Source organism: Rufibacter sp. XAAS-G3-1 (genome assembly GCF_013623775.1).
Classification (GTDB): Bacteria; Bacteroidota; Bacteroidia; order Cytophagales; family Hymenobacteraceae; genus Nibribacter.
In genome coordinates this window covers 328687-349549 of sequence record NZ_JABFAM010000007.1, presented here as the reverse complement: position 1 = coordinate 349549, position 20863 = coordinate 328687, and the positions used below count along the sequence as shown (strand labels likewise).

The following is a 20863-nucleotide window of genomic DNA, read 5'->3' as shown; positions in this document are numbered from 1 at the left end:
GTGGCCCTGCATTCGTTTGTGGGTTCTCTTTGAGAAGACATCGGTTTTCATAGTGGTAAAAAGTTAGTGGTGATTAGGTTGGCGGTTGGCTTTGCACGGGTAATGCCATCATATCATTGTTCTGGTTTTGGCGGGTTAAACCGTAGGGCAATTGCGGGTAGTAGGTCTTTGGTAGTTTTCCAATTGGTGTTTTAGAGTTTGGTTTTCAGTAAGGCGGCAGAGACGGATCGTCCAAACCTGCAGATGGCTTGCCGTCTCTTGCCCACCCTACTCCTCCCTACCGTTTCAGGGCTGGTTTTCTGAAAACAGCCCTGAAACGCTTCGCGGTAGGTTTCTTCCCCACTGCCGCGGAGCACTTTGGGTGCAGGCGGTTTGCGGTCATGGGCGGAATGGAACCGCTGTAAAAGACTTTGCCGGTCTTTGCTTCGCTACTCAGCCACACGCCCTTGGTTCCTAGTTCCACACCAGAAGAAGAGAAAAGGCCAGGCTTCACCTGTTTTGTTGTGCCTTAAACCTCTGAAGCAACTTAGATACTCTTAATCTCTATAGATGTAGTAGACAAATAGAGTAGTTTCCTACGATACATGCAAACAAAAGATTAGGAAATTTTAATATACACTCCTCAACCTTCTAAAGATCAGGCAAATAAATTTTAAAACAGATAGCCAGTTTAGTCTTCTTTTCTGAAAATCAGGCGGAAAACAGGAGATAATGCAGCAGGCCAGCAAGAGCACTAATGCTAATCCAGAGCACCATGCCTACCTTAAAGCGGTACATGGCCAGAAAGGAAATGTTCATCCAGAGAAGGGCGAAGTAATCTAAGGCCCGCAGGTTGATCCCCTGGGGGAAAAGGACGGCGGTGCCGAAGTAGACGGTCAGGTTCAGCACCACGCCTACCACGGTGGCGGTCACCACGCCAAGAATTGATTTTACAGCGGCGTTCCCGCGGGTGCGTTCAATGATGGGGGCTCCGGCCAAAATGAAGAAAAAGCAAGGCAGAAAGGTGTAGAAGGTGGTGGTGAACAAACCCAGCGCACCCATGGCCAGCGAGCCGCCGTAATGGTTGAAGCCCGCCATGAATCCCACAAAGGTCAGCACCATGATGAGCGGGCCGGGCGTGGTTTCGCCCAGGGCCAAGCCGTCTATCATTTCAAAACGCGAGAGCCACCCAAACTTCTCCACCGCTACCTGGGCCACGTACGGAAGCACGGCATAGGCGCCGCCAAATGTGACGAGGGCGGCTTTGGTGAAGAACGTGATGAGGTGGTCCCAGAAAGGAAACTCCTGGGTCAGGTAGTAAAACAGCCCCACTGGTACGGCCCAGAGCACCACCGTAATGCCCAGCCGGAGCAGACTTTTGCCCCAGCTAAAACCGTTGCCCACCACCTCGCTGCCGGCGTGCAGGAAATAGGTTTCCTCATCCTCGGCTTGCTTTTGGTTTGTCTCTTTTTCCTGGAACAGATTTGGGGCTACTTTTCGCAAAATCACCGCCAACATAATCGCGCTCAAGATGATCAGCGGAAAAGGTACTTGCAGGAAGAAAATGGCCCCGAAACTGAGCAGCGCCAGCACGTAATGCACCCAACGCTTGAGCGACTTTCCCGCAATCTTGAACAAAGCCAGCCCCACAATGGCCACCACCGCCGGTTTCAAGCCATAAAACAGCGCCGCTACCCACGGTATGGTTCCGTAGCTCACGTACGCGGTGCTCAAGCCCAGCAGAATGAATACCGAGGGCAGCACAAAGAAAATGCCCGCTACTAGTCCGCCGCGCACCCCGTGCATGAGCCAACCCAGGTAGGTGGCCAACTGCTGCGCCTCTGGCCCGGGCAACAGCATGCAGTAATTGAGCGCGTGCAGAAACCGGGTGTCTGATACCCAGCGTTTCTGCTCCACCAGATAAGCGTGCATGATGGCAATCTGCCCCGCCGGCCCGCCGAAACTGATAAAGCCCAGTTTCAGCCAGAACAGGAAGGCCTCTCTAAAAGTAGGTTTCGCTGGGGCAGAACGTTTGGTTTGGGGAGGTGAAGTGTCTGGCATTGTTGTTTCTAAGGCAATCCTGAGTTCCTCTACAAGATTACGCCAATCTTTATACGAAAGCTGGAACAGAGTGAACCTTTGGAATCTAGCTTACTTTCCCGCAAACTTTCTTGGTACCCCAAAGGCCCTCTTACCAACTCCCATATATAAATCCGGCTATCTTGCAATGACCAGGATCACCTAAACCACTGGATCTCCTCATCTTCCCCACCCCCTTTCTCCCCTACCTTGTGCCCACTTCCAACCTAGAGGAAATTCACCTTTTTCTTGCAACACCATGTCCTTCCAATCGCTCCATACCTTCCACATCCCAGTCATGGGATTAGCCTTTTCCATTGATTCACCTTTAAAAGTAGCCCGGTACGGCATTTCCTCGGTGCTATCACTGGCCGATGACCGCCTTCTGGAAGAGATGCGGCTGTATTACGCCTCGTTGTACCAAAAACCTTTTGTGCCTGTTTCTGAAAAACAGGACGATTACCGCGCCCAACGCGTCACGGCTTACCTGAATTTGGTAGATGAGCTGGTGAAAGAGCAACTGGAGAAAGTGCGCGCCGAGGAGTTTGCGCCCGGCACCCAACTGACCAAGTATTTTGAGCTGCTGCCAGACACCTCGCCCCTCCGGGTTTTGTACCGGCAGATGCTCCAGACCACCGATGAACCGTACCGTCACTTCTTGCAGGGTCAACTGCGTGAAGCAGTGGTGCCCGGCAGCATTGACGTGAACATCATGACCAAGCTGGACAAAACCAACTACGCCCCAGACGGCTCGCCCCTGCCCCAGGAATATTCAGATGCCCTGGCCGCCCTCCGCGGATTTGCCCGGAGTACCGTGCGTTCTTCCATTGTTTTCTCGGCGGGCATGAACCCGCGCCTGTTCAGTTACCTAGAGCAGTTCCCGTGTTTTTACCCCAATGCGCAGGGCGAGTTCGAAAAGCAGGTCATCATCAAAGTAAGCGATTACCGGTCAGCGGCGGTGCAGGGCAAGATTCTGGCGAAGAAAGGCATCTGGGTGTCTGAGTTCAGGGTGGAGTCTGGGTTGAACTGCGGCGGCCACGCCTTCGCCACCGATGGCATTCTGCTGGGGCCCATTCTGGAGGACTTCAAGAATAACCGTGCCGCGCTGAAAGCCGAACTCTGGGCGATGTACCAGGCGGCCTTCACCGCCAAAGGACTGGAACTACCCGCCGCAGCCCCGGTGCAACGCTTTACCGTGCAAGGCGGTATTGGCACAACCGCCGAGCACCACTTCTTACTGGAACACTACGGATTTGACGCCACCGGCTGGGGAACCCCGTTCCTGCTGGTGCCCGAAGCCAGCACCGTAGACGCTGCAACCCTTACGCAATTAGCCAAGGCCAAAGCCGAGGATTTGTACCTGAGCCCCATTTCGCCCCTGGGCGTTCCGTTCAACGCCCTGCGCGGCACCACCAGCGAGCAACTCACCCATACCCGCATTGACAAAGGCAAACCTGGCAGCCCCTGCTTGAAGAAGCACCTGGTCTCCAGCACTGAATTCACGGATGAGCCTTTGTGTACCGCCTCCCGCAAATTCCAGCGCCGTAAATTAGAGCAACTGCAGACCCAGGGTTTAACCCCAGCCGCCTACAAAACCGAGGAAAACAAGATTCTCGCCAAGGAATGCCTCTGCGAAGGATTGGCGAATACCGCATCTTTGGTATATAACCTGGGGAAGAAAGCCGTGAGTAAACCCGTCGCCATCTGCCCTGGCCCCAACCTGGCCTTTTTCTCGGGCATCTTCAAACTGCAGGAGATGGTAGACCACATCTACGGCCGCTTCAATGCCTTAAACCAGACCTACCGGCCGCATGTGTTCATCAACGAACTGAAGCTGTACATTGACTACTGGAAAAACAAAAAAGCCGAGCAACTGGAAACCCTCACCGACAAACAGGAAAAGTACCTGCAGTCTTTCTGGCAAAACCTGCAACAAGGCATCGGGTATTACAAGCAACTACTGCCCACGCTGTTTACCATGGAAGAACTGGAGAAAAGAGTGATCATGCTGGAAGAATTACTGGAGGCCGAAGACCAACTGCTGGAAGCGGCCTTGATCCGTGTAAAGTAAAACATGACCCGAATTAGATTAACCCGCCGCTTCACCTTTGAAGCGGCGCACGCCTTAAGGCATTATGACGGCCCCTGCCGCCATATTCATGGGCACTCTTACAAACTTGAAGTAACCATCATCGGCACCCCCCTAGTCAAAGAAAAGCATCCCAAAGAGGGCATGGTACTGGATTTTGGAGACTTGAAGGACATAGTGAACACGCACGTGCTGCAACAAGTAGACCATGCCCTGCTGCTGCGGGAAGGAGGCTCTGAAGCTTTGATCTCGGTACTGGAAGAACAAGGCCACAAATTGATGCTCACCTCCTTTCAACCTACCTGTGAAAACCTGCTCCTGTACATCAAAGACCAATTGCAACCGCAATTACCAGCGCCAGTACGGTTACATAACCTCAAACTCTGGGAAACCGAGAACGCCTTTGCCGAGTGGTATGCCGCGGATAATGCGTAGATGATAAAAACCCTACAGAAATCAACTTCGGCGCAGCATTTAGCCAAAATAAGAACCCAACAATTCCTTTTAAAACGTAAACTTCCTGTTCGTTTAGTGAGTACAATCAGGTCTGTAAAAACTACTCCTATTCTGCATGCTAACCCTACAGAACTTTGAAACCCAGACCCCTCCTTCCATTCTACAGCGTGGCCAGCAATACTATAGTGCGCAGGCTGTCACTATGCTGGAGGAAACGGATGCACAGGTGTGGCAGGCCGAGGTAGAAGGCACCGAGTTGTACCAGGTTGAGCTGAAGCTGGGCAAGAAAGGAGAAGTGAAAGAGTACTTCTGTGATTGCCCCTATGACGGTGACCTCTGCAAACACGTAGTGGCGGTTTTATATGCCGTAAGGGCCGAAAGCAAGAAGCCCACCAAGGCCCCACCCACAGAAAAAAGGGGGAGAAATGTATTTGAACACCTGCTCAAGACCATCACGGTAGCCGAATACCAGGATTTCGTCCGGCAATACGCCGCTAAAAACAAAGGCTTTAAATCTGATTTCGAGCTACACTTTGCCGACAAAGACGACCGGATTGATGTAGCGAAAAAGTACGCCGAAGTCTTGAAAAAAGCCATCCGCCAACACAGCGACCCCGGTTACATCAGTTACCGGGGTGCCAACGGAGTAGCCAAAGAAGTAGGCAAATTGCTGGCCATGGGCCACCAAAACATCACCAGGCAAAATTTTGTAGATGCCTTTGCTTTAGCCAAAGCAGTCTTGAAAGAAATGCTGGAGGTGGTAAAATATGCCGATGACTCTTCTGGCAAACTAAGCGACACGCTTTATGACACTACTGAACTTTTAGCCAGCATTGCCCAGGCTCCCCAGGCCGCCACAGACCTGAAACAGGAGATCTATGCATTCTTGCTGCAAGAACTCAACCACCCAGACTACTTCAACTACGATGACTTTGGGTATGAGCTGTATGACATACTTTCCGGTTTGGCTCTGCTGCTGCAAAAATCAGATGAGTTCCTGAACTATCTGGACAACCAGATCTCCAGGCTCACCGGCCGGTATGATGATTACCAGAAAGAATTCTTCCTAACCAGAAAAGTTACGTTTCTAGCTTCCATTGGCAGACCCGAAGAAGCCGAAGCCCAACAGCAACAGCACTTAGAGGTGGTGGCCATTCGGAAGGCCCAGGTAGAAAAAGCCATCAGCAACAAAGAGTACGCCGGGGCCAAAAAACTACTAGCCGACGGCATCTCCCTAGCCGAAAGCAAAGGCCACCCCGGCACGGTCATGGAATGGGAAAAACAACTCCTGCGCATCGCCTATCTGGAGCAGGATACCCCCACCATTCGGCGGTTAGCCCGTCAATTCGCCTTTGACTCCTGGTTTAACTCAGACTACTACCAACAATGGAAAGCCACCTTCCCGCCAGACGAGTGGGAGAAAACCATTGAAAAATACATTTCAGATACTATCAAGGAGATTACCCAGACCTGGGAAAAACAGAAGAGCGGTTACTGGCGGCCCGCCCACCCACCGCTGCTGCCCAAACTTGGCCAGGTGTACATCCAGGAAAAGTACTGGGATCGCCTGCTGGCCCTGGTTCAAAAAGAAAATAGTTTAGACGCCACGCTCGCGTATCACCCGTATTTAGCCCCGCATTATCCCTCAGAATTACTAAGATTGTATCTTCCTGCCTTTGAGGCGTACGGTCAAAAAGCCAACGGCCGAAGCGAGTATGCAAGTTTGGCCCGTAAAATGGAACAGGTCATGGAAAACCTTCCGGAAGGAAAAGAAAAAATAAAAGCCGTGGCCCAACGCTTAAAAGAGCAGTTCCCCCGCCGCCCTGCCATGCTGGAAGAATTGGAGCGGGTATTAAAGAAGTAAAGTGCCCTTCGCAGCAAGCTTCCGTTTTTTAGCCCTTTTCTTAAAAACAGCGCATAAACGCCTCTGTCTTCCTGGAAGGATTTATTTTGGTGGGGCACGGATGAACACTCTTTTGAAGCTATGCTGGTTTGCCCGCAAGATCCTTTCAGAAGGACAATAGCGCATGAAGTAATTCTGTTCTTATATCCAAAAAGCGGCTACTTTTCTGAAAAGGGGCTTAAAACGCTGTTGGTTTCCTTTCTGCGCTTTAGCCTTTGCCTGGAACCGCTTCTTTGGAGAGATTAGCAGGGGCATGCGGTTTGCTGTTCCCTTGGCTTGGCTGCTTCTGCGTGGGTATTAGCAGGGGCACGCGGTTTGCTGTTCCCTTGGCTTGGCTGCTTTTTGCGTGGGTGCACGTGCTGTATTGTTTCATCTCTGGCGGTAAGCGCTCGGGGAAGACTGGAACTGGGGAAAGTAAGTAATGGCAGCAGTAAAAGTACCAAGAAAGATAGCAGCTATTGGTTGTATTGCCCACCCGCTCTTCCGGAGTTCCACTCCGGAAGCAACCTGCCGGGGAGTTCTACTCCCCTTCTTTTGCCCGTGGCTCCCGGCGGAGTGGCACTCCGCAGCAGCGACATCAGCAAAAGTTTCCCTGCAAGAGGAGCCTGGGAGGGGTTGGGTTTTGCGCCCTGCCATCTCCTCACAGGCACATACATCATTTAATAGGGGGTAGTAGCTACTACGCTGAACGCATGGTTTATTGGTGCGCCGGTTTAAGAAGAGCATTTTCTCTACCTATTCGTACTTGAGGCTGCCAAGGCCTGCCATAGGATCTCAGCGGGGTGCAGGGCTTTTTTGGAGGTTCCATCCTTTATCTGGTGGCGGCAACTGGTTCCGGCGGCGGCGATGAGTACCTCTGGGGCAGCATTCCGCACCGCCGGGAAGAGCACCAATTCCCCAATCTGCATGGAGACATCATAGTGTTCTTTTTCATACCCGAAGGAACCTGCCATGCCGCAGCAGCCAGAGGGAATCATCTCCACCTGGTAGTTCTGCGGCAATGAAAGGATTTTCTCTGTGGGCGCAAGCACCTGAAGCGATTTCTGGTAGCAGTGGCCGTGTAGTTTGATCTGCTTTTTCTCCTGGGTGAAAGCGTCTGCGGTGATGTTTCCTTTTTCGGCCTCTTTTAGCAAAAACTCCTCTAAAAGGTAAGAGTTGGCGGCTACTTTGCTGGCGGCAGGCACCAGATCAGCTGGTACCAGATCCAGGTATTCATCGCGCAGGGTCAGAATGGCCGAGGGCTCAATCCCGATCAACGGAATCCCCGTTGCCAGGGCTTTGCTCAACAACTGCACATTTTTGATGGCAATCTCCTTGGCATCGCGCACTAAGCCCTTAGACAAGTAGGTACGGCCGCTTTCCAGGTGCTCTGGAATCTGCACTTCGTAGCCCAGGGCAGTAAGTAATTTGACGGTCGTCTGGCCTATTTCTACATCATTGTAATTGGTGAACTCGTCGCAGAACAGGTACACCGGCTTGCCGTTGTTAGTTTGTCCGGCATGCTCCTTCTGCCATTTCTTAAACCAACTCTTCAGCGTAGTCTTGCCAACGGTTGGCAAGGAACGTTCTGTTGCGAAGCCCACCGTTTTCTTTATCAGTTTACCGGTGGTAGAATTGGTGATAAAGAAGTTGTAGACCCCGGGCACAAGGGAAGCCAACTGCTGCATTTTGGTAAAGTTGCCCACCATGCGGGTGCGCAGCGGAATGCCGTTGGCGTCATGGTAGTGCTGCAGGAACTCGGCTTTCATCTTGGCCACGTCTACGCTGGACGGACATTCAGATTTGCAGGCCTTGCAGCTCAAACACAGATCCATCACTTCTTTGATTTCCTTGTGGTCAAACTTGTTGACTTTGTCTGAATTGGTCAAGAACTGGCGCAGGATGTTGGCCCGGGCGCGGGTGGTGTCTTTTTCCTGGCGGGTAGCCATGTAGCTAGGGCACATGGTTCCGCCGCTCACGTGCGTCTTGCGGCAATCGCCGGAGCCGGAGCATTTTTCAGCCAACCGGAGAATGCCTTCCTGTTTGGAGAAATCAAACAGGGTCTCAACGGGGATAAGTTGCTGGGCGGGTCGCTCCTCGTACCGCAGGAACTCGTTCATGGGCGGCGTGTCCACAATCTTGCCCGCATTGAAAATATGTTTAGGGTCGAAGATCTGTTTTACCTCTTTCAGGAGTTGGTACACTTCCTGCCCCAAGGCCTGCGGGATGAACTCGCCGCGCAGGCGTCCGTCGCCGTGCTCGCCGCTGAGGGAGCCGTTGTATTTCTTGACCAGGGCTGTGGTCTCTGCCAACACCGTGCGGAAGAGCCGCTTTCCCTCGTTGGTTTTGAGGTTGATCATGGGTTCCACGTGCAGCTCGCCGGCCCCGGCATGGGCGTAGTAAGAAGCCTGTAGGTTGTGCTTGTCCAGTACTTGTTTCAACTCAGCAATATAGGCGGGCAAGTCCTCCGGCGACACGGCACAGTCTTCAATCAAATTGACGGGCTGGGTATCACCGGGCAGGTTCCGGATCAATCCCAGACCGGCTTTGCGAACATCCCAAACGGGTTTGGTGAGCGCGCCGCGTACCACCGGATAGGCATAGCCCAAGCCCGCGGCTTTCAGATCGGCAATCATGGCGGCGGCTTTCTCGGTGATGGTATCCTGGCTGTCGGCCATGAACTCTACCATGAGCAATGCCGCCGGGTCGCCTTCAATGAAGAACCGGTTGGCATCATAGGTGCGGTGGCCCTTGGTGAAGTCCATGATGTACTTGTCCACCAACTCAGAAGACATAGGCTGGTGCTTCAGGATGATGATGTTGGCTTCCAGGGCTTCGGCCAATGAGTTGAAGTGCACGCACACCAACCCTTCCTCTTTGGGCGGCAGGGGAATCAGATTCAATTTGGCTTCGGTCACAAAGGCCAAAGTTCCTTCAGAGCCGGCCAGGAGCTTACATAAATCAAGGGTCGTCTGCCCTTCGGGCCCGGCACCTGCATCTACCAGAAAATCCAAGGCGTAGCCGGTGTTCCGGCGGGTCAGCGTTTTCTTGGGGTAATTCTCTTCAATAAGGGTGCGGTTGCGTTGGTCACTGATCAGGCCATAGACTTTTCGGTAGATCTCGCCTTCCAGGTTCTGGAGCGTCAGTTTCTGCTGAAGTTCCTGGTGGGTCAGCGGCTTGAACTCGGCCTCAGAGCCATCACTGAGCAATACCTTGGCCGAAAGTAAATGCGTTCTGGTGTCTCCCCACACTATGGAATGCAAGCCGCAGGAGTTGTTCCCGATCATGCCGCCAATCATGGCCCGGCTGGCCGTTGAGGTCTCCGGCCCAAACAACATTCCGTGGGGCCGGAGCGTGGCATTCAGGTCATCCCGAATCACGCCGGGTTGTACGCGCACCCAGTGTTCGGCTGCGTTCACTTCCAGAATCTGGGTGAAGTTTTTAGAGATGTCCACCACCAATCCGTTCCCTACCACCTGGCCCGCCAGCGATGTTCCGGCCGCCCTGGGAATAAGCGTGATCTGGTGCTGGTTCGCAAACTGGATAAGCTGCTTCAGATCGTCCTCCGTCTTGGGAATGGCGACCGCCACGGGCTTTTCCTGGTACACCGAGGCATCAGTGGAATACACCATTTTCTGGGCCTGGTCTAGCGAGGAGGCATCATTGTAAAACAATTCACCTGTCAAAGAGGCTTCAAGCGCAGCGAAAGCAGATAAAGAAGGGGCGGCGGTCATAATTAAAGGGAAATATCAGGCAAATATAGGGATGCCTGAAAAGGATGTCTAAGAGCTTGTGTTCTTTTTTCAGGAACAAGGATTTAGAGAAGGCCAGTGTTCCTTCTTGGGTTAGAGGCTACTTCAGCGGTATTGTTTTAACGCTTATTTCTCAAAAACAGCATAAAAACAGCACCTTTATCTGACTTGGCGGTGCTGGGAAGGAAACACGCTTCCGTATCTAAACAGAAGATGACATACATTCTGTCCTCCCGGGAGGACAAAGAAAAAAATGTATCATCATTTGTGTCTTAGTGCTTATACCTTGAATTTAATGCGGCAGGCCGAAGTGAGTTTGTACACCAACTGCCCGGTTTTGGGGTTGAGCAACGTGATCTTGCCTTGTTCCTTCAGTTTCTCGAAAGCGGTTTGGTAATTGGCTTTGCTGTAGGGCTTGCCCACGTTGTGCTTTTCATAGATTTTCTCCAGTACCATGCTGTTGTAGACAGACGCATTTTGCACAAGGTCTTCCATTAGGTTCACCAAAGAAAATTCTAAATATTTAGCGTATTCTGGCACCAGCAAACGCACCGTTTTCAGGTTAGCGCCAAATACCGGAACGCCGTCTTCCTGCACCTCGCAGAAGGGCAACAGCAACTCTTTGAACCTGGTATGCGCCAGGTCACTTTTAGAGACAAACCATACCTGGTGGCTGCTTTGGTCTTTGCCCGGCACATTGATTCTGAACCGCGACGAATTGAGGCCTTTTTCCTGTAAACAGGCTGAAAACGCTTTCAAGGCGTAGGCCTCTTTTTTGGCAGGATTACTGGTTTTGGCAAAGTAGCGTTGCAGACCAGAAAGCCGTTCGCCCAACAGGGCTTGCAAGTGATTGGGGGCTTTTTGGTTGCTCAAGGCAGCCGCCACTTTTTTGTAGTCAAACAGCAGCAGAAAATCGGTTTTCCCGAGTTTTAAATGACGTGCCCAGAGTTCCTGGGAGAATTTATTCCCAAAGGGGTCTACAAACAGGAAAACCGCAGAAGCCTTCGTGTCCTGTTCCTGTAGCACAGCCACGTTCTCAGGCTCATGCAGGAACAATGGTTTTTGGTGGAGTTCTGGGTAAAAGGGAAGCTCTTCGGCTAACTGCGGAAGCGTTGGGGCCAGGGCTTTGTTTCCTTCATACAGAAAAGGCTGCACCACTTTGTTCAGGTCTATGCGACCACCCGTGCGGGCGAAAATACTTTTCAGAACCTTAAACGAGACGGGCCATTCGCCTGCTTCCTGCAAACCCAAACCAGCGCTGGCATCTACGTACAGTACTGGTTCCACCGGCTCCTGGACAGCGAACAAGGTTTCACACCAGATTGGGAAAAACGGCAGAAAAACAGCCTCCTTTATTTCGGCGGGGCTTCTTTTCTGCTTGAAAAAATCTTTGGGTTCAGTACCGGTCACTACTTCTTGTATTCTTTTCTCCACTACTTCTCTCTTTCTCAAAGAGCTTGCACCCAGCATTCCCTTAAGGCACTTTCCTGTACTTCTTCCTGATGTTTGATGTTACGCTATCCTACTTACTGGTGGCTCCCGGCGAGTCTGGAGACTCGCTTCATCCTTTGTCACGAGACTTTAGTCTCGCGCCAGTTGCGTCTAAACCTGTGAGGTCTTGGAGACCTCACAGGTTTTTGCGTTTTAAGGCTGTTTTCCAAAAAACAGCCTTAAAACGCATCAGTAGGGTTCCCCTTCTTTACTAGAGGCCTTCTGCGGAAGGCTAAAAGATCCTGTTATTTCTGCCCAATTACTTAGTGGTGGAAAGCGGGCTACAAATTTACTTCCATTTTTGGTATGAATCAGGAGAATTTTGCTAAAAATATTCGCAACCAGAAAAGACCGGCTCCCCTTCTGGTGAAGAGTTAGGCGGCAAATAGAGATACTACTTCTTAAAGGGCTCGGTCTAAATGAACATAGCCGCCATCTACGTGAATGAACTGCCCGGTGGTGTGGCTGGACTTATCTGACAGCAGAAAGGCCACCGTGTTGGCAATCTCCTCTGGGCTAGTCATGCGGTTCCCCAGGGGAATTCTGGACGTGATTTCCTGGAGCTTTCCGGCTGAGTTTGGCAGCGTCTGAATCCAGCTCTCATACTGGGGCGTCCAACTCTCGGCTACCACAATGGCGTTTACCCTTATTCCGTACTTCAGCAGTTCTACGGCCCACTCGCGGGTGAGGGCGTTACGTCCGCCGTTGGAGGCGGCGTAGCCAGAGGTATTCCCTTGGCCCGTCTCCGCCACTTTAGAGCTTATGTTTACAATACTGCCTTGGGATTGAATCAGCGCTGGCAGGGCGTGGTGGGCGAGCAGATAGTAATGAATAAGGCTGCGGTGCAGCGAGGTGAGAAACCCTTCATAGCTGCCGTTCTCCAAACCGATTCCGTCGTTATGCCCCGCGTTGTTCACCAAGCCATCAATCCGCCCAAACTGTTTCCGCACCGCCTCAATGGCCTGCTTACATTCCTGCGGATCGCTAAGTTCGGCAACTACCTGAAATGCTTTTCCGCCCTCCTGTTTTACTTCGTTTATGGCCTCTTCATTATCGGCCTCGCGCCTACCAATGATGACCGGAATGGCATTTTCCTGCGCCAAGACTTTCACGATGGCCTTTCCAATGCCCTTTGCGCCACCAGACACAATGATGATTTTCCCTGCTAAGTGTAAGTCCATACCTGTTGTTGAACGCCCCAGTGTTGGGTGGCGTTTATGGGTTAAGTTTATAAAAACGGTTTGCGTTCTCCCCCAACACAAGCGCCTGCTCCTCTTGGCTGAAGGCCGAGAAATAGTCTTCCACAATTCCCAGCACTTCCTCATACGCTCCGGCCAGGAGGCAAACCGGCCAGTCTGAGCCGAACATGAGCCGCTGCACCCCGAAGGTTTCCACCACCGTATCCAGGAAAGGAGTAAAGTCGCTCCGTTGCCAGCTTTTCCAATCGGCTTCGGTCACCATTCCTGATATTTTGCACAGTACATGCTCATGCTCCGCGAAAGCTTTTATGTCTTTTCTCCAGTCTTCTAGCCTTCCTTGCTTTATGGCTGGTTTAGCCAGGAAGCCATGTTCAGGATAACGCCGCGGCCTTGTTCTTTCATGAGCGCAACGGCCGCTTGCAGGCAATTATAGGCTCCCTTTACATTGACTTGGTAGATTCTGTCTAAATCTTCCTCCGTGGTTTTCTCCAGATTTCCTACGTGGGCGATACCGGCGTTATTCACCAGAATGTCAACGCAGGAAATAGATAGGAAAACAGCCTTCACCTGTTCTTGCCGGCTTACATCACAGGCATGGCTTCTGGCCGTACCACCAGCGGTTTCAATCTGGGAGACGGTTTCCTGCGCGTTGTCTGCGTGGAGTTCCAGAATATGTACTTCGGCACCTTGTTGGGCGAAGAGGAGGGAAATGGCCTTGCCTATCCCGCTTCCGCCTCCGGTGATTACGGCTGTTTTGCCTGTTAACTTGAACATGTGATCGTTTTGTTTTACTCAGTCTTCAGAAGCCCCTTTCCTCAAAAAAACTGTTTTGAGCCTGTTTTAGCAAAAGCAGGCCCAAAACGAAGGGTGGAAAATATGTAAAAAGGCTACTTTACTGTTCTAGAAAGTTTCCAGAAGCTTCCTAAGCAAGAGCAGGCAGCTTCATCAGGGAAGTACCCCATGAAGCTGCCTGCTCTTTGTCTTAGCATTCTGTTTTAAGGCTATTTTCTTAAAAACAGCCTTAAAAGGGCTTTTCCAATTCGGGAAGAACAGAAGCTGTGATTAGCTACGTGATGGGACAGAAATACCTAGGCTATCCCCTCTTTTGTCTCGGAACTAAGCCGCCGCGTACCGCGAGTCATTCACTCCCTTCTTTTTACGGGAGCGCATGTAGAGGAAGAGCCCCCCGAAAGCGAAAGCCAGGATAATGGGAATGATTAAGGTAGCTTGCAGTACCTCGGGGCCCGCCAGGTTTTTGGCGTTGTCCAGGGCATTCGCCATCTCGGTGCCGGGGGCGGCTTTGGCGTATTCTTCTAAATTTGCGCCAGCTGGCAAACGTTCGGCTAGAATCCTGTCGTAGAAATTACCCATGAACATGGTGTAAATGGAAACCGCAAACATACCGGCGCCCCCCACCAAATTCAAGCCTAAGGCTCCAGACTTGGGGATGTTCTCGGCCACGAAACCGATCATGGTTGGCCAGAAATAGGTCACGCCTAACCCAAACACGATGGCCGCCAAAAAGATGGAGTTGCCGGTTAGAGTACTCAACAGATAAAGGCCCAAAGCAGAAAGCACCGCCGAAAGGAACAGCACGCCGGAAGGGCTGAACTTGTGCACCACTGGTTCGGCAAAGGCTCTACCCAATACTTGTACGCCTGCCGTAAGGGTAAGAATCAGCAACGCGTTGTCGGTGACGTTTCTCAGGAGCACATCAATCCACTGGCCGGTAAACAACTCAGTGATGGCCGTCCCGAACATGCAGATGAACATGAAGAGGAACAGCGGCGACAATACGGCTTTGTACATGTCTCGGGTGGTGTACCCAGAGGCCACCCGTTCGGTCACCGGGAATTCCAGTTTGGAGAACAGGAAGCCGTAAATCACCGTCGGGATCAGCATCACGGCCACTTGAATTTGCCAGCCAATGCCCAGATTAGTAAAGAATACCACCAGCAAGGTGCCAATCACCGCGCCGCCCGGGAACCACAGGTGGAAGTAGTTCAGACGCGTCGTTTTGTTTTCTGGGTACAGCGTGGCTACCAAGGGATTACAAGCCGCTTCCACCGTTCCGTTCGCCAACCCCACGCACAAGGTGGAAAGAAACAACGTCCAGTATCCCTGCGCGAAAATGGTGAGCAGAATCCCGGTCAGGTGCAGGATAAAGGCCGCTACCAACAAACGTTTCATGCCAATGGCATCCACCACAAAGCCTCCCACCACAATGGCCAGAGGAAAACCCCAGAACGCCGTTGCGGTGATGGTACTCAACTCAGAGGCGTTCAATTGAAACTCTACGCCCAGTTGGTTTAGAATCCCGGCCCTAATCCCGAAGGACAGCGATGTCACCAAGAGGGCCAAACAGCTTGCCCAGAAAAGCTTTGATCGTTGGATGTTTTGCATAAAACAGAAGTTTGTTAGAAGGTTTGCTTGTTCGTAATAGATGCGGTTTATCTTTCCTGATGTTACTTGAATTGAAGCTGATTTCCGGAAAGCAGTTTTGTTTAGGAGCTGCTTTCCGGAAAACGGCTAAAAACTAGGACAAGCCCAGAATCTGCTTGTTCAAGGCTTCGTTCACGCCCGTAGCCGCGAAATCATCAAAGGCTTTATCGGTGACCCGGATGATGTGGTCTTTGATGAAGATGGCACCTTCACGGGCCCCGTCTTCGGGGTGCTTAATAGCGCATTCCCACTCCATCACGGCCCACCCTTTGAAGTCGTACGCGGCTAGTTTGCTGAAAATGCCCTTGAAATCAACCTGACCGTCGCCTAAAGAACGGAAACGGCCCGCGCGGTCAATCCAGCTTTGGTAGCCGCCGTACACGCCCTGTTTTCCGGTGGGGTTGAACTCCGCGTCCTTCACATGGAACATCTTGATGCGCTCATGGTAGTGGTCAATGTAGGCCAGATAATCCAAGCACTGCAACACAAAGTGCGAGGGGTCATACAGCAAGCAAGCCCGCGGGTGGTTGTTCACCTTCTCCAGAAACATCTCATAGGAAATGCCGTCGTGCAGGTCTTCCCCCGGATGGATTTCATAGCACAGGTCTACCCCGTTCTCGTCATAGATATCCAGGATGGGCGTCCAGCGTTTGGCCAACTCAGTGAAACCGGCCTCCACTAAACCGGCGGGGCGCTGGGGCCAAGGGTACACCGTATGCCAGAGCAACGCACCGCTGAACGTGGCACTGGCAGTTAAGCCCAGGTTTTTAGAAGCCTGCGCGGCATACGTTAACTGCTGCACGGCCCACTCGGTTCTGGCTTTGGGGTTGTTGCGGTAGGCTTCCGGCGCGAACCCATCAAACAGCTGGTCATAGGCCGGGTTTACGGCGACCAATTGCCCCTGTAAGTGCGTGGACAGCTCGGTGATTTTCAGGCCGTGGCTTTCCACCAGGCCTTTGATTTCATCGGCGTAGGTTTTGCTTTCGGCGGCTTTCTGTAAGTCAAAGTAGCCCGTGGCCCAGGTAGGAATCTGAACTCCTTCAAAGCCCAGGCTCTTGGCCCATTTGCAGATAGATTCTAAATCATTGAACGGGGGGTTGTCTCCCAGAAACTGGGCCAGGAAAATAGCGGGGCCTTGTATGGTAGTCATGGTCTATGCTAGAGGTTGAATTCGATCCATTTATTTTCTGATCTGCCCGAGGCGATCACGTGTTCAATAAAAGCCATGCCGCGCACGCCTTCCAGAATACCCGGATAATCCAGCCACTCGGCCTGCGGCTCTTCCCCGTTGAGGCGGGCTTTCACGCACAAGGCGAAGTTGCGGTACAGGTTGGCAAATGCTTCCAAATAGCCTTCGGGGTGGCCACCCGGGGTGCGGGTGTTTTGCTGGGCGTAAGAACTTACCTTAGCGCCGCCGGTGCGGTAAATTTCGGCGGGTCTGTCCAGCCATTTCACCAGCAGTGTATTGGCGATGTCCTGCTGCCAATCCAAGCCGCCTTTCTCACCGTACACGCGTATTCTGACGTTGTTTTCCTCGCCGGCTGCCACCTGCGTGGCGAACAGCACGCCGCTCGCGCCGTTGTTGAATTTGAGAAGGGCCGCTCCGTCATCGTCTAACTGACGGCCTTCTACCACCACGTTGATATCGGCACAGAGTTGGGTCACTTCCAGGCCAGACACGTACTCCGCCAGGTTGAACGCGTGGGTGCCTATGTCGCCCATGGCCCCGGCAATGCCGCTTTGCTTGGGGTCAGTGCGCCAGGCGGCTTGTTTGTTGTCGCCGCCTTCCTCAAAGGTGCTCAGCCAGCCCTGCGGATACTCGACATACACTTTCCTGATTTTGCCCAGTTTCCCCGAAGCCACCAGCTGCCGGGCTTCTTTCACCATGGGGTAACCGGTATAGGTATGCGTGAGGCAGAAGAGATTGCCGGTTTTTTCCACCACTTCCCTTAGTTGGAGCGCCTCTTCCAAAGAGAAAGCCATGGGCTTGTCCAAGATAACATGGAAACCGCTCTCCAGCGCCAGTTTGGTAGGCTCAAAGTGCACGTGGTTGGGCGTCACAATGCTGATGACCTGCACCCGCTGGCCTTCGGGTAGCTGTTGTTCTTTCTCGTATAGTTCCTGGTATGAGCCATATACTCTGTCTGGGGAGATGCCCAGCAACTGGCCGCTGGCTCTGGATTTCTCTGGATTGCTGCTGAAAGCGCCGCAAACAAGCTCGTATTCTCCATCTATTCGGGCCGCGATGCGGTGGACGGCCCCGATAAACGCGCCTTGCCCCCCACCTATCATCCCCAATCTGAGTCTCTGGTGTGTCATTCGTTTTATTTGTTAGGTTATGGATTGTTGCCCTCTAATTTATTAATTCCGCCGGGAATAGCAGGAATGTTTTAAAAATCTATACAGTCCACATTGGTTCTGTTGAGATTCAGAAAATTCCTTTTCTCCGGTTTTTCGTTTACAGCCTGTTTTGCGCAAAACAGGCTGTAAACGAAAAACCGGAGAATGGAGGCCAGGCACTGCCTTGTCTCGGGCACGCCTTGCTTTCTACCGGTGGTTTTCCCGCAGGTGCAAACATCCTTTCTTCGCCCCAGCGTTTTAGGGCTGTTTTAGGGAAAATGGGCTGGAAACGGCATGGGCGCAGACACTCGTAGGAGCGGCGCACACTTTGAGGTCTTTGGAGCAGGCGGTGTTGCGGAAAACAGGTTGGAAACGCGAAAACCTGTGAGGTCTCCAAGACCTCACAGGTTTAGAGGGTACTGGCACGAGACTACCGTCTCGTGACAAAGGAGGAAGCGCGTCTCCAGACTCGCCGGGAACCACCGGCAGTAGGTGGTAATTACTGCACAACCAACATAGAAGACAAGGAGGGGCCTTCCGTTTTTAACCTGTTTTTCGCTAAACAGCCGTAAAACGTCCTTTTTATTAAAGCTTAGTTGATTACCTGCTCTGGCTTTCGGTTTTGGGAACGGAGCGGTTTGCCAGCAATCAGGACGGGGATGAAAAGCGATTCAATGCCTAGCAAAGCCAACCAGGATGCTGCGGATTTATGATTCTAAGCTTTCAACTCTTCGGTTCCTGGGGAGGCCGTCAGCAAGGGTTCAGTGCCGTAGTATCTCCTCCGGAACCAATACGCCAGGTTCACCAAACCAATCAGGGCCGGTACCTCAATCAGAGGGCCCACTACCCCCGCAAAAGCCTGTCCTGAGTTCAGCCCGAAGACCCCGATGGCAACGGCAATCGCCAGCTCAAAATTGTTGCCCGTGGCCGTGAACGCCACTGAGGCGTTCTGCGCATAGTTGGCTCCTAATGCTTTCCCCATGTAAATGCTCACCAAAAACATGATGGCGAAGTAGATCACCAAGGGTACCGCAATGCGCACCACATCCATCGGGATATGCACCATCAGGTTCCCCTTCAGGCTGAACATTACCACAATGGTAAACAAGAGCGCAACCAAGGTAAGGGGACTGATGGCCGGGACAAATACCGTCTGGTACCACGCATCGCCTTTAAGGCGGCGCAAAAAGAAGCTGGACAGAAAGCCCAGCAGAAACGGAATGCCCAGGTAAATGCCCACACTTTCTGCAATGGCGCCCATGCTGATGTCCACCACGCTGCCTTCCAAACCGAACCAGGTTGGCAGGATGGTGATGAACACATACGCGAAAACGCTGTAAAACAGCACCTGGAAAATACTGTTGAAGGCCACCAATCCGGCCGCGTATTCCCGGTCGCCTTCGGCGAGTTCGTTCCAGACCAGCACCATGGCAATGCAGCGGGCCAACCCAATGAGGATGATGCCGACCATGTACTCTGGATAGTCCCGCAGGAAGAGAATGGCCAGCAAAAACATGAGAACAGGGCCGATGATCCAGTTTAACACCAGGGAAAGGGTAATCACTTTTATGTTCTGGAAAACCCTCCCCAACTGGCCGTATCTGACCTTCGCCAAAGGCGGGTACATCATCAGAATCAGGCCAATGGCAATGGGTACGTTTACGGTGCCCGCCTGGAAGGAATTGATGAAGTCCTGGGTGCCGGGGTACAGGTAGCCCAACAGAACACCCGCCCCCATGGCCACAAAAATCCAGAGCGTGAGAAACCGATCCAGCGTGGAAAGCCTCTTTCTTTTAGCTACGGCGCATTGACTCATATCAAATTGTTTTAAATTGTTTTAAGCGTCTTAAGTGGTTCTCAGCATCCCGGCAAACGCATTGGGCAATGGACTGGCCTCTCTGGCTTGAGTGGTGTGACGGTTTATGCGTGTGCCCGAAAAGCAGGCAGGCGCAGGAAGCTTTCGTTCCGCTGATCCATGTCTGCCAAGCCCGCTTCAAGGGCGGGCTGGTTCGCGTGTATGTTCCTGACTAATGTGATTCTCCTGGTTTGGTAAGTACCTAGACAGCATTACGTTATCCTCTTTGCCCTCTGGAAGGATCTTGTGGGCAAACTAGAATAGCTTTGATGGAGCGCTATTGCCGTTCGCGACCAAGATCCTTCCTGGAGGACAACAAGAAAAGGAAGTCAACCTAATTTTGTCCGCGTACTTATCAAGAGTTGGCAGTGGTGGGGATGTGCTCAGCGACGAACTTTTGGGAGAAATTTTTTATCTCATCGCGTACGGCCCTGAATGCCGCCGCTATCTCTTCTTCCGTCCCGGTGGCTTTGGCAGGGTCTGTGAAGTTCTGGTGGAACCTGGTTGCCTTTGCCGGGAAATACGGGCAGTTTTCCTGGGCATGGTCACAGACGGTGAGCACAAAGTCAAAGGGGATGCCCCGGTACTCGTCTATCTGGTTGGAGGTGTGGCCGGAAATATCGATGCCGTCCTCCGCCATGGCGGAGATCGCTTTGGGGTTAACGCCGTGGGTCTCAATGCCCGCGCTGTAGATGTGGGCGCTGCCGCCCGAGAAATGCCGAAGGTACCCTTCCGCGATCTGGCTCCTGCATGAGTTTCCAGTGCAGAGAACGAGTATGTTTTTCATATTTGTCAAGTATGGTGATCAATCATTTCCGGCCACTGGGCTGCGCCGCTCCAGAAAGTAGACGTTGCGCCAAACCCCATGGTGCTTCGCCAGCCGCTCCCTTAGGCCAACAATGCGGAAGCCGTTTTTCTCGTGGAGTCTAACACTGGCCACGTTCTCTGGGAAGATGCCCGCCTGTATCGTCCAGATGCCGTTGTGCTCGGCCTGGGTAATCAGGTGGTTCAGCAATTTCTCGCCGATTCCTCGCCCTCTGTGGTCTTGGCCTACGTAGACGCTGACCTCGGCCACGCCTGCATAGACACATCGGCTGGAGACGGGCGAAAGCGCAGCCCAACCGCAGACTTCATTTCCTTCCCTGGCCACGAAGCGGCAGCTGTCTAGGTGGCCTTTATCCCAATCCTCCCATGTGGGGGCATCGGTCTGGAAGGTGGCCTGTCCTGTGGCAATCCCCTGAAGGTAGATCCTCCGTACCTCCTCCCAATGCGACGGTAGTAACGGTGCTATATCCATGA

The 20863-nt window shown here is 52.5% G+C and carries 15 protein-coding genes; 3 read left to right on the top strand and 12 right to left on the bottom strand.

What is annotated here, in order from left to right:
• Positions 1–690: 690 nt before the first annotated feature.
• Positions 691–2040, bottom strand: coding sequence for a chromate efflux transporter (gene chrA, locus HHO50_RS09955; protein WP_181305862.1), 1350 nt, complete (start codon positions 2038–2040; stop codon positions 691–693).
• Between the two features lie 277 nt (positions 2041–2317).
• Between chrA and HHO50_RS09950 the strand changes: the two genes are divergently transcribed.
• From HHO50_RS09950 to HHO50_RS09940, 3 genes are all read left to right on the top strand, one after another.
• Positions 2318–4129 carry a hypothetical protein gene (locus tag HHO50_RS09950; protein WP_181305861.1) on the top strand — a complete coding sequence of 604 codons (1812 nt, stop codon included), beginning with the start codon at positions 2318–2320 and terminating at the stop codon, positions 4127–4129.
• 3 nt (positions 4130–4132) lie between these two features.
• Positions 4133–4582 (top strand): 6-carboxytetrahydropterin synthase, encoded by a 450-nt coding sequence (locus tag HHO50_RS09945; protein ID WP_181305860.1) that lies wholly within the window; start codon positions 4133–4135, stop codon positions 4580–4582.
• A gap of 136 nt (positions 4583–4718) precedes the next feature.
• Positions 4719–6467, top strand: a complete 1749-nt coding sequence (locus HHO50_RS09940) for an SWIM zinc finger domain-containing protein (protein ID WP_181305859.1) — start codon at positions 4719–4721, stop codon at positions 6465–6467.
• Between the two features lie 770 nt (positions 6468–7237).
• Here HHO50_RS09940 and HHO50_RS09935 read toward each other — a convergent pair.
• The 11 genes from HHO50_RS09935 to HHO50_RS09885 form a co-directional block, all read right to left on the bottom strand.
• Entirely contained in the window at positions 7238–10219 is a 2982-nt protein-coding gene (locus HHO50_RS09935) for an FAD-binding and (Fe-S)-binding domain-containing protein (RefSeq protein WP_181305858.1), read from the bottom strand.
• A 297-nt stretch (positions 10220–10516) separates the two neighbouring features.
• Positions 10517–11689 (bottom strand): hypothetical protein, encoded by a 1173-nt coding sequence (locus HHO50_RS09930; protein ID WP_181305857.1) that lies wholly within the window; start codon positions 11687–11689, stop codon positions 10517–10519.
• A gap of 440 nt (positions 11690–12129) precedes the next feature.
• Positions 12130–12909 carry an SDR family oxidoreductase gene (locus tag HHO50_RS09925; protein ID WP_181305856.1) on the bottom strand — a complete coding sequence of 260 codons (780 nt, stop codon included), beginning with the start codon at positions 12907–12909 and terminating at the stop codon, positions 12130–12132.
• Between the two features lie 34 nt (positions 12910–12943).
• Positions 12944–13354 (bottom strand): amidohydrolase, encoded by a 411-nt coding sequence (locus tag HHO50_RS09920; protein ID WP_181305855.1) that lies wholly within the window; start codon positions 13352–13354, stop codon positions 12944–12946.
• Complete coding sequence (locus tag HHO50_RS09915; RefSeq protein ID WP_181305854.1) at positions 13270–13701, bottom strand: SDR family NAD(P)-dependent oxidoreductase; 432 nt, start codon at positions 13699–13701, stop codon at positions 13270–13272. Before HHO50_RS09915 ends, HHO50_RS09920 begins: the two co-directional genes overlap by 85 nt.
• A gap of 342 nt (positions 13702–14043) precedes the next feature.
• Positions 14044–15330 (bottom strand): sugar MFS transporter, encoded by a 1287-nt coding sequence (locus tag HHO50_RS09910; RefSeq protein ID WP_181305853.1) that lies wholly within the window; start codon positions 15328–15330, stop codon positions 14044–14046.
• A gap of 133 nt (positions 15331–15463) precedes the next feature.
• Positions 15464–16519 (bottom strand): sugar phosphate isomerase/epimerase, encoded by a 1056-nt coding sequence (locus HHO50_RS09905; protein WP_181305852.1) that lies wholly within the window; start codon positions 16517–16519, stop codon positions 15464–15466.
• Between the two features lie 8 nt (positions 16520–16527).
• Positions 16528–17688 (bottom strand): Gfo/Idh/MocA family protein, encoded by a 1161-nt coding sequence (locus HHO50_RS09900; RefSeq protein WP_181305851.1) that lies wholly within the window; start codon positions 17686–17688, stop codon positions 16528–16530.
• A gap of 736 nt (positions 17689–18424) precedes the next feature.
• On the bottom strand, positions 18425–19525 hold the full coding sequence (gene arsB / locus HHO50_RS09895) for an ACR3 family arsenite efflux transporter (RefSeq protein ID WP_181305850.1): 1101 nt from the start codon (positions 19523–19525) through the stop codon (positions 18425–18427).
• 394 nt (positions 19526–19919) lie between these two features.
• Entirely contained in the window at positions 19920–20351 is a 432-nt protein-coding gene (locus HHO50_RS09890; RefSeq protein WP_181305849.1) for an arsenate reductase ArsC, read from the bottom strand.
• 18 nt (positions 20352–20369) lie between these two features.
• Positions 20370–20861, bottom strand: a complete 492-nt coding sequence (locus HHO50_RS09885) for a GNAT family N-acetyltransferase (protein ID WP_181305848.1) — start codon at positions 20859–20861, stop codon at positions 20370–20372.
• Between the last annotated feature and the right edge of the window lie 2 nt (positions 20862–20863).

Bases quoted from the DNA above. Each gene is read 5' to 3' on its own strand.
- HHO50_RS09910 (WP_181305853.1), bottom strand. From the start codon at position 15,330: ATGCAAAACATCCAACGATCAAAGCTTTTCTGGGCAAGCTGTTTGGCC.
- HHO50_RS09940 (WP_181305859.1), top strand. From the start codon at position 4,719: ATGCTAACCCTACAGAACTTTGAAACCCAGACCCCTCCTTCCATTCTA.
- HHO50_RS09925 (WP_181305856.1), bottom strand. From the start codon at position 12,909: ATGGACTTACACTTAGCAGGGAAAATCATCATTGTGTCTGGTGGCGCA.
- arsB (WP_181305850.1), bottom strand. From the start codon at position 19,525: ATGAGTCAATGCGCCGTAGCTAAAAGAAAGAGGCTTTCCACGCTGGAT.
- HHO50_RS09900 (WP_181305851.1), bottom strand. From the start codon at position 17,688: ATGACACACCAGAGACTCAGATTGGGGATGATAGGTGGGGGGCAAGGC.
- HHO50_RS09915 (WP_181305854.1), bottom strand. From the start codon at position 13,701: ATGTTCAAGTTAACAGGCAAAACAGCCGTAATCACCGGAGGCGGAAGC.
- HHO50_RS09885 (WP_181305848.1), bottom strand. From the start codon at position 20,861: ATGGATATAGCACCGTTACTACCGTCGCATTGGGAGGAGGTACGGAGG.
- HHO50_RS09945 (WP_181305860.1), top strand. From the start codon at position 4,133: ATGACCCGAATTAGATTAACCCGCCGCTTCACCTTTGAAGCGGCGCAC.
- HHO50_RS09905 (WP_181305852.1), bottom strand. From the start codon at position 16,519: ATGACTACCATACAAGGCCCCGCTATTTTCCTGGCCCAGTTTCTGGGA.
- HHO50_RS09890 (WP_181305849.1), bottom strand. From the start codon at position 20,351: ATGAAAAACATACTCGTTCTCTGCACTGGAAACTCATGCAGGAGCCAG.
- chrA (WP_181305862.1), bottom strand. From the start codon at position 2,040: ATGCCAGACACTTCACCTCCCCAAACCAAACGTTCTGCCCCAGCGAAA.
- HHO50_RS09950 (WP_181305861.1), top strand. From the start codon at position 2,318: ATGTCCTTCCAATCGCTCCATACCTTCCACATCCCAGTCATGGGATTA.
- HHO50_RS09935 (WP_181305858.1), bottom strand. From the start codon at position 10,219: ATGACCGCCGCCCCTTCTTTATCTGCTTTCGCTGCGCTTGAAGCCTCT.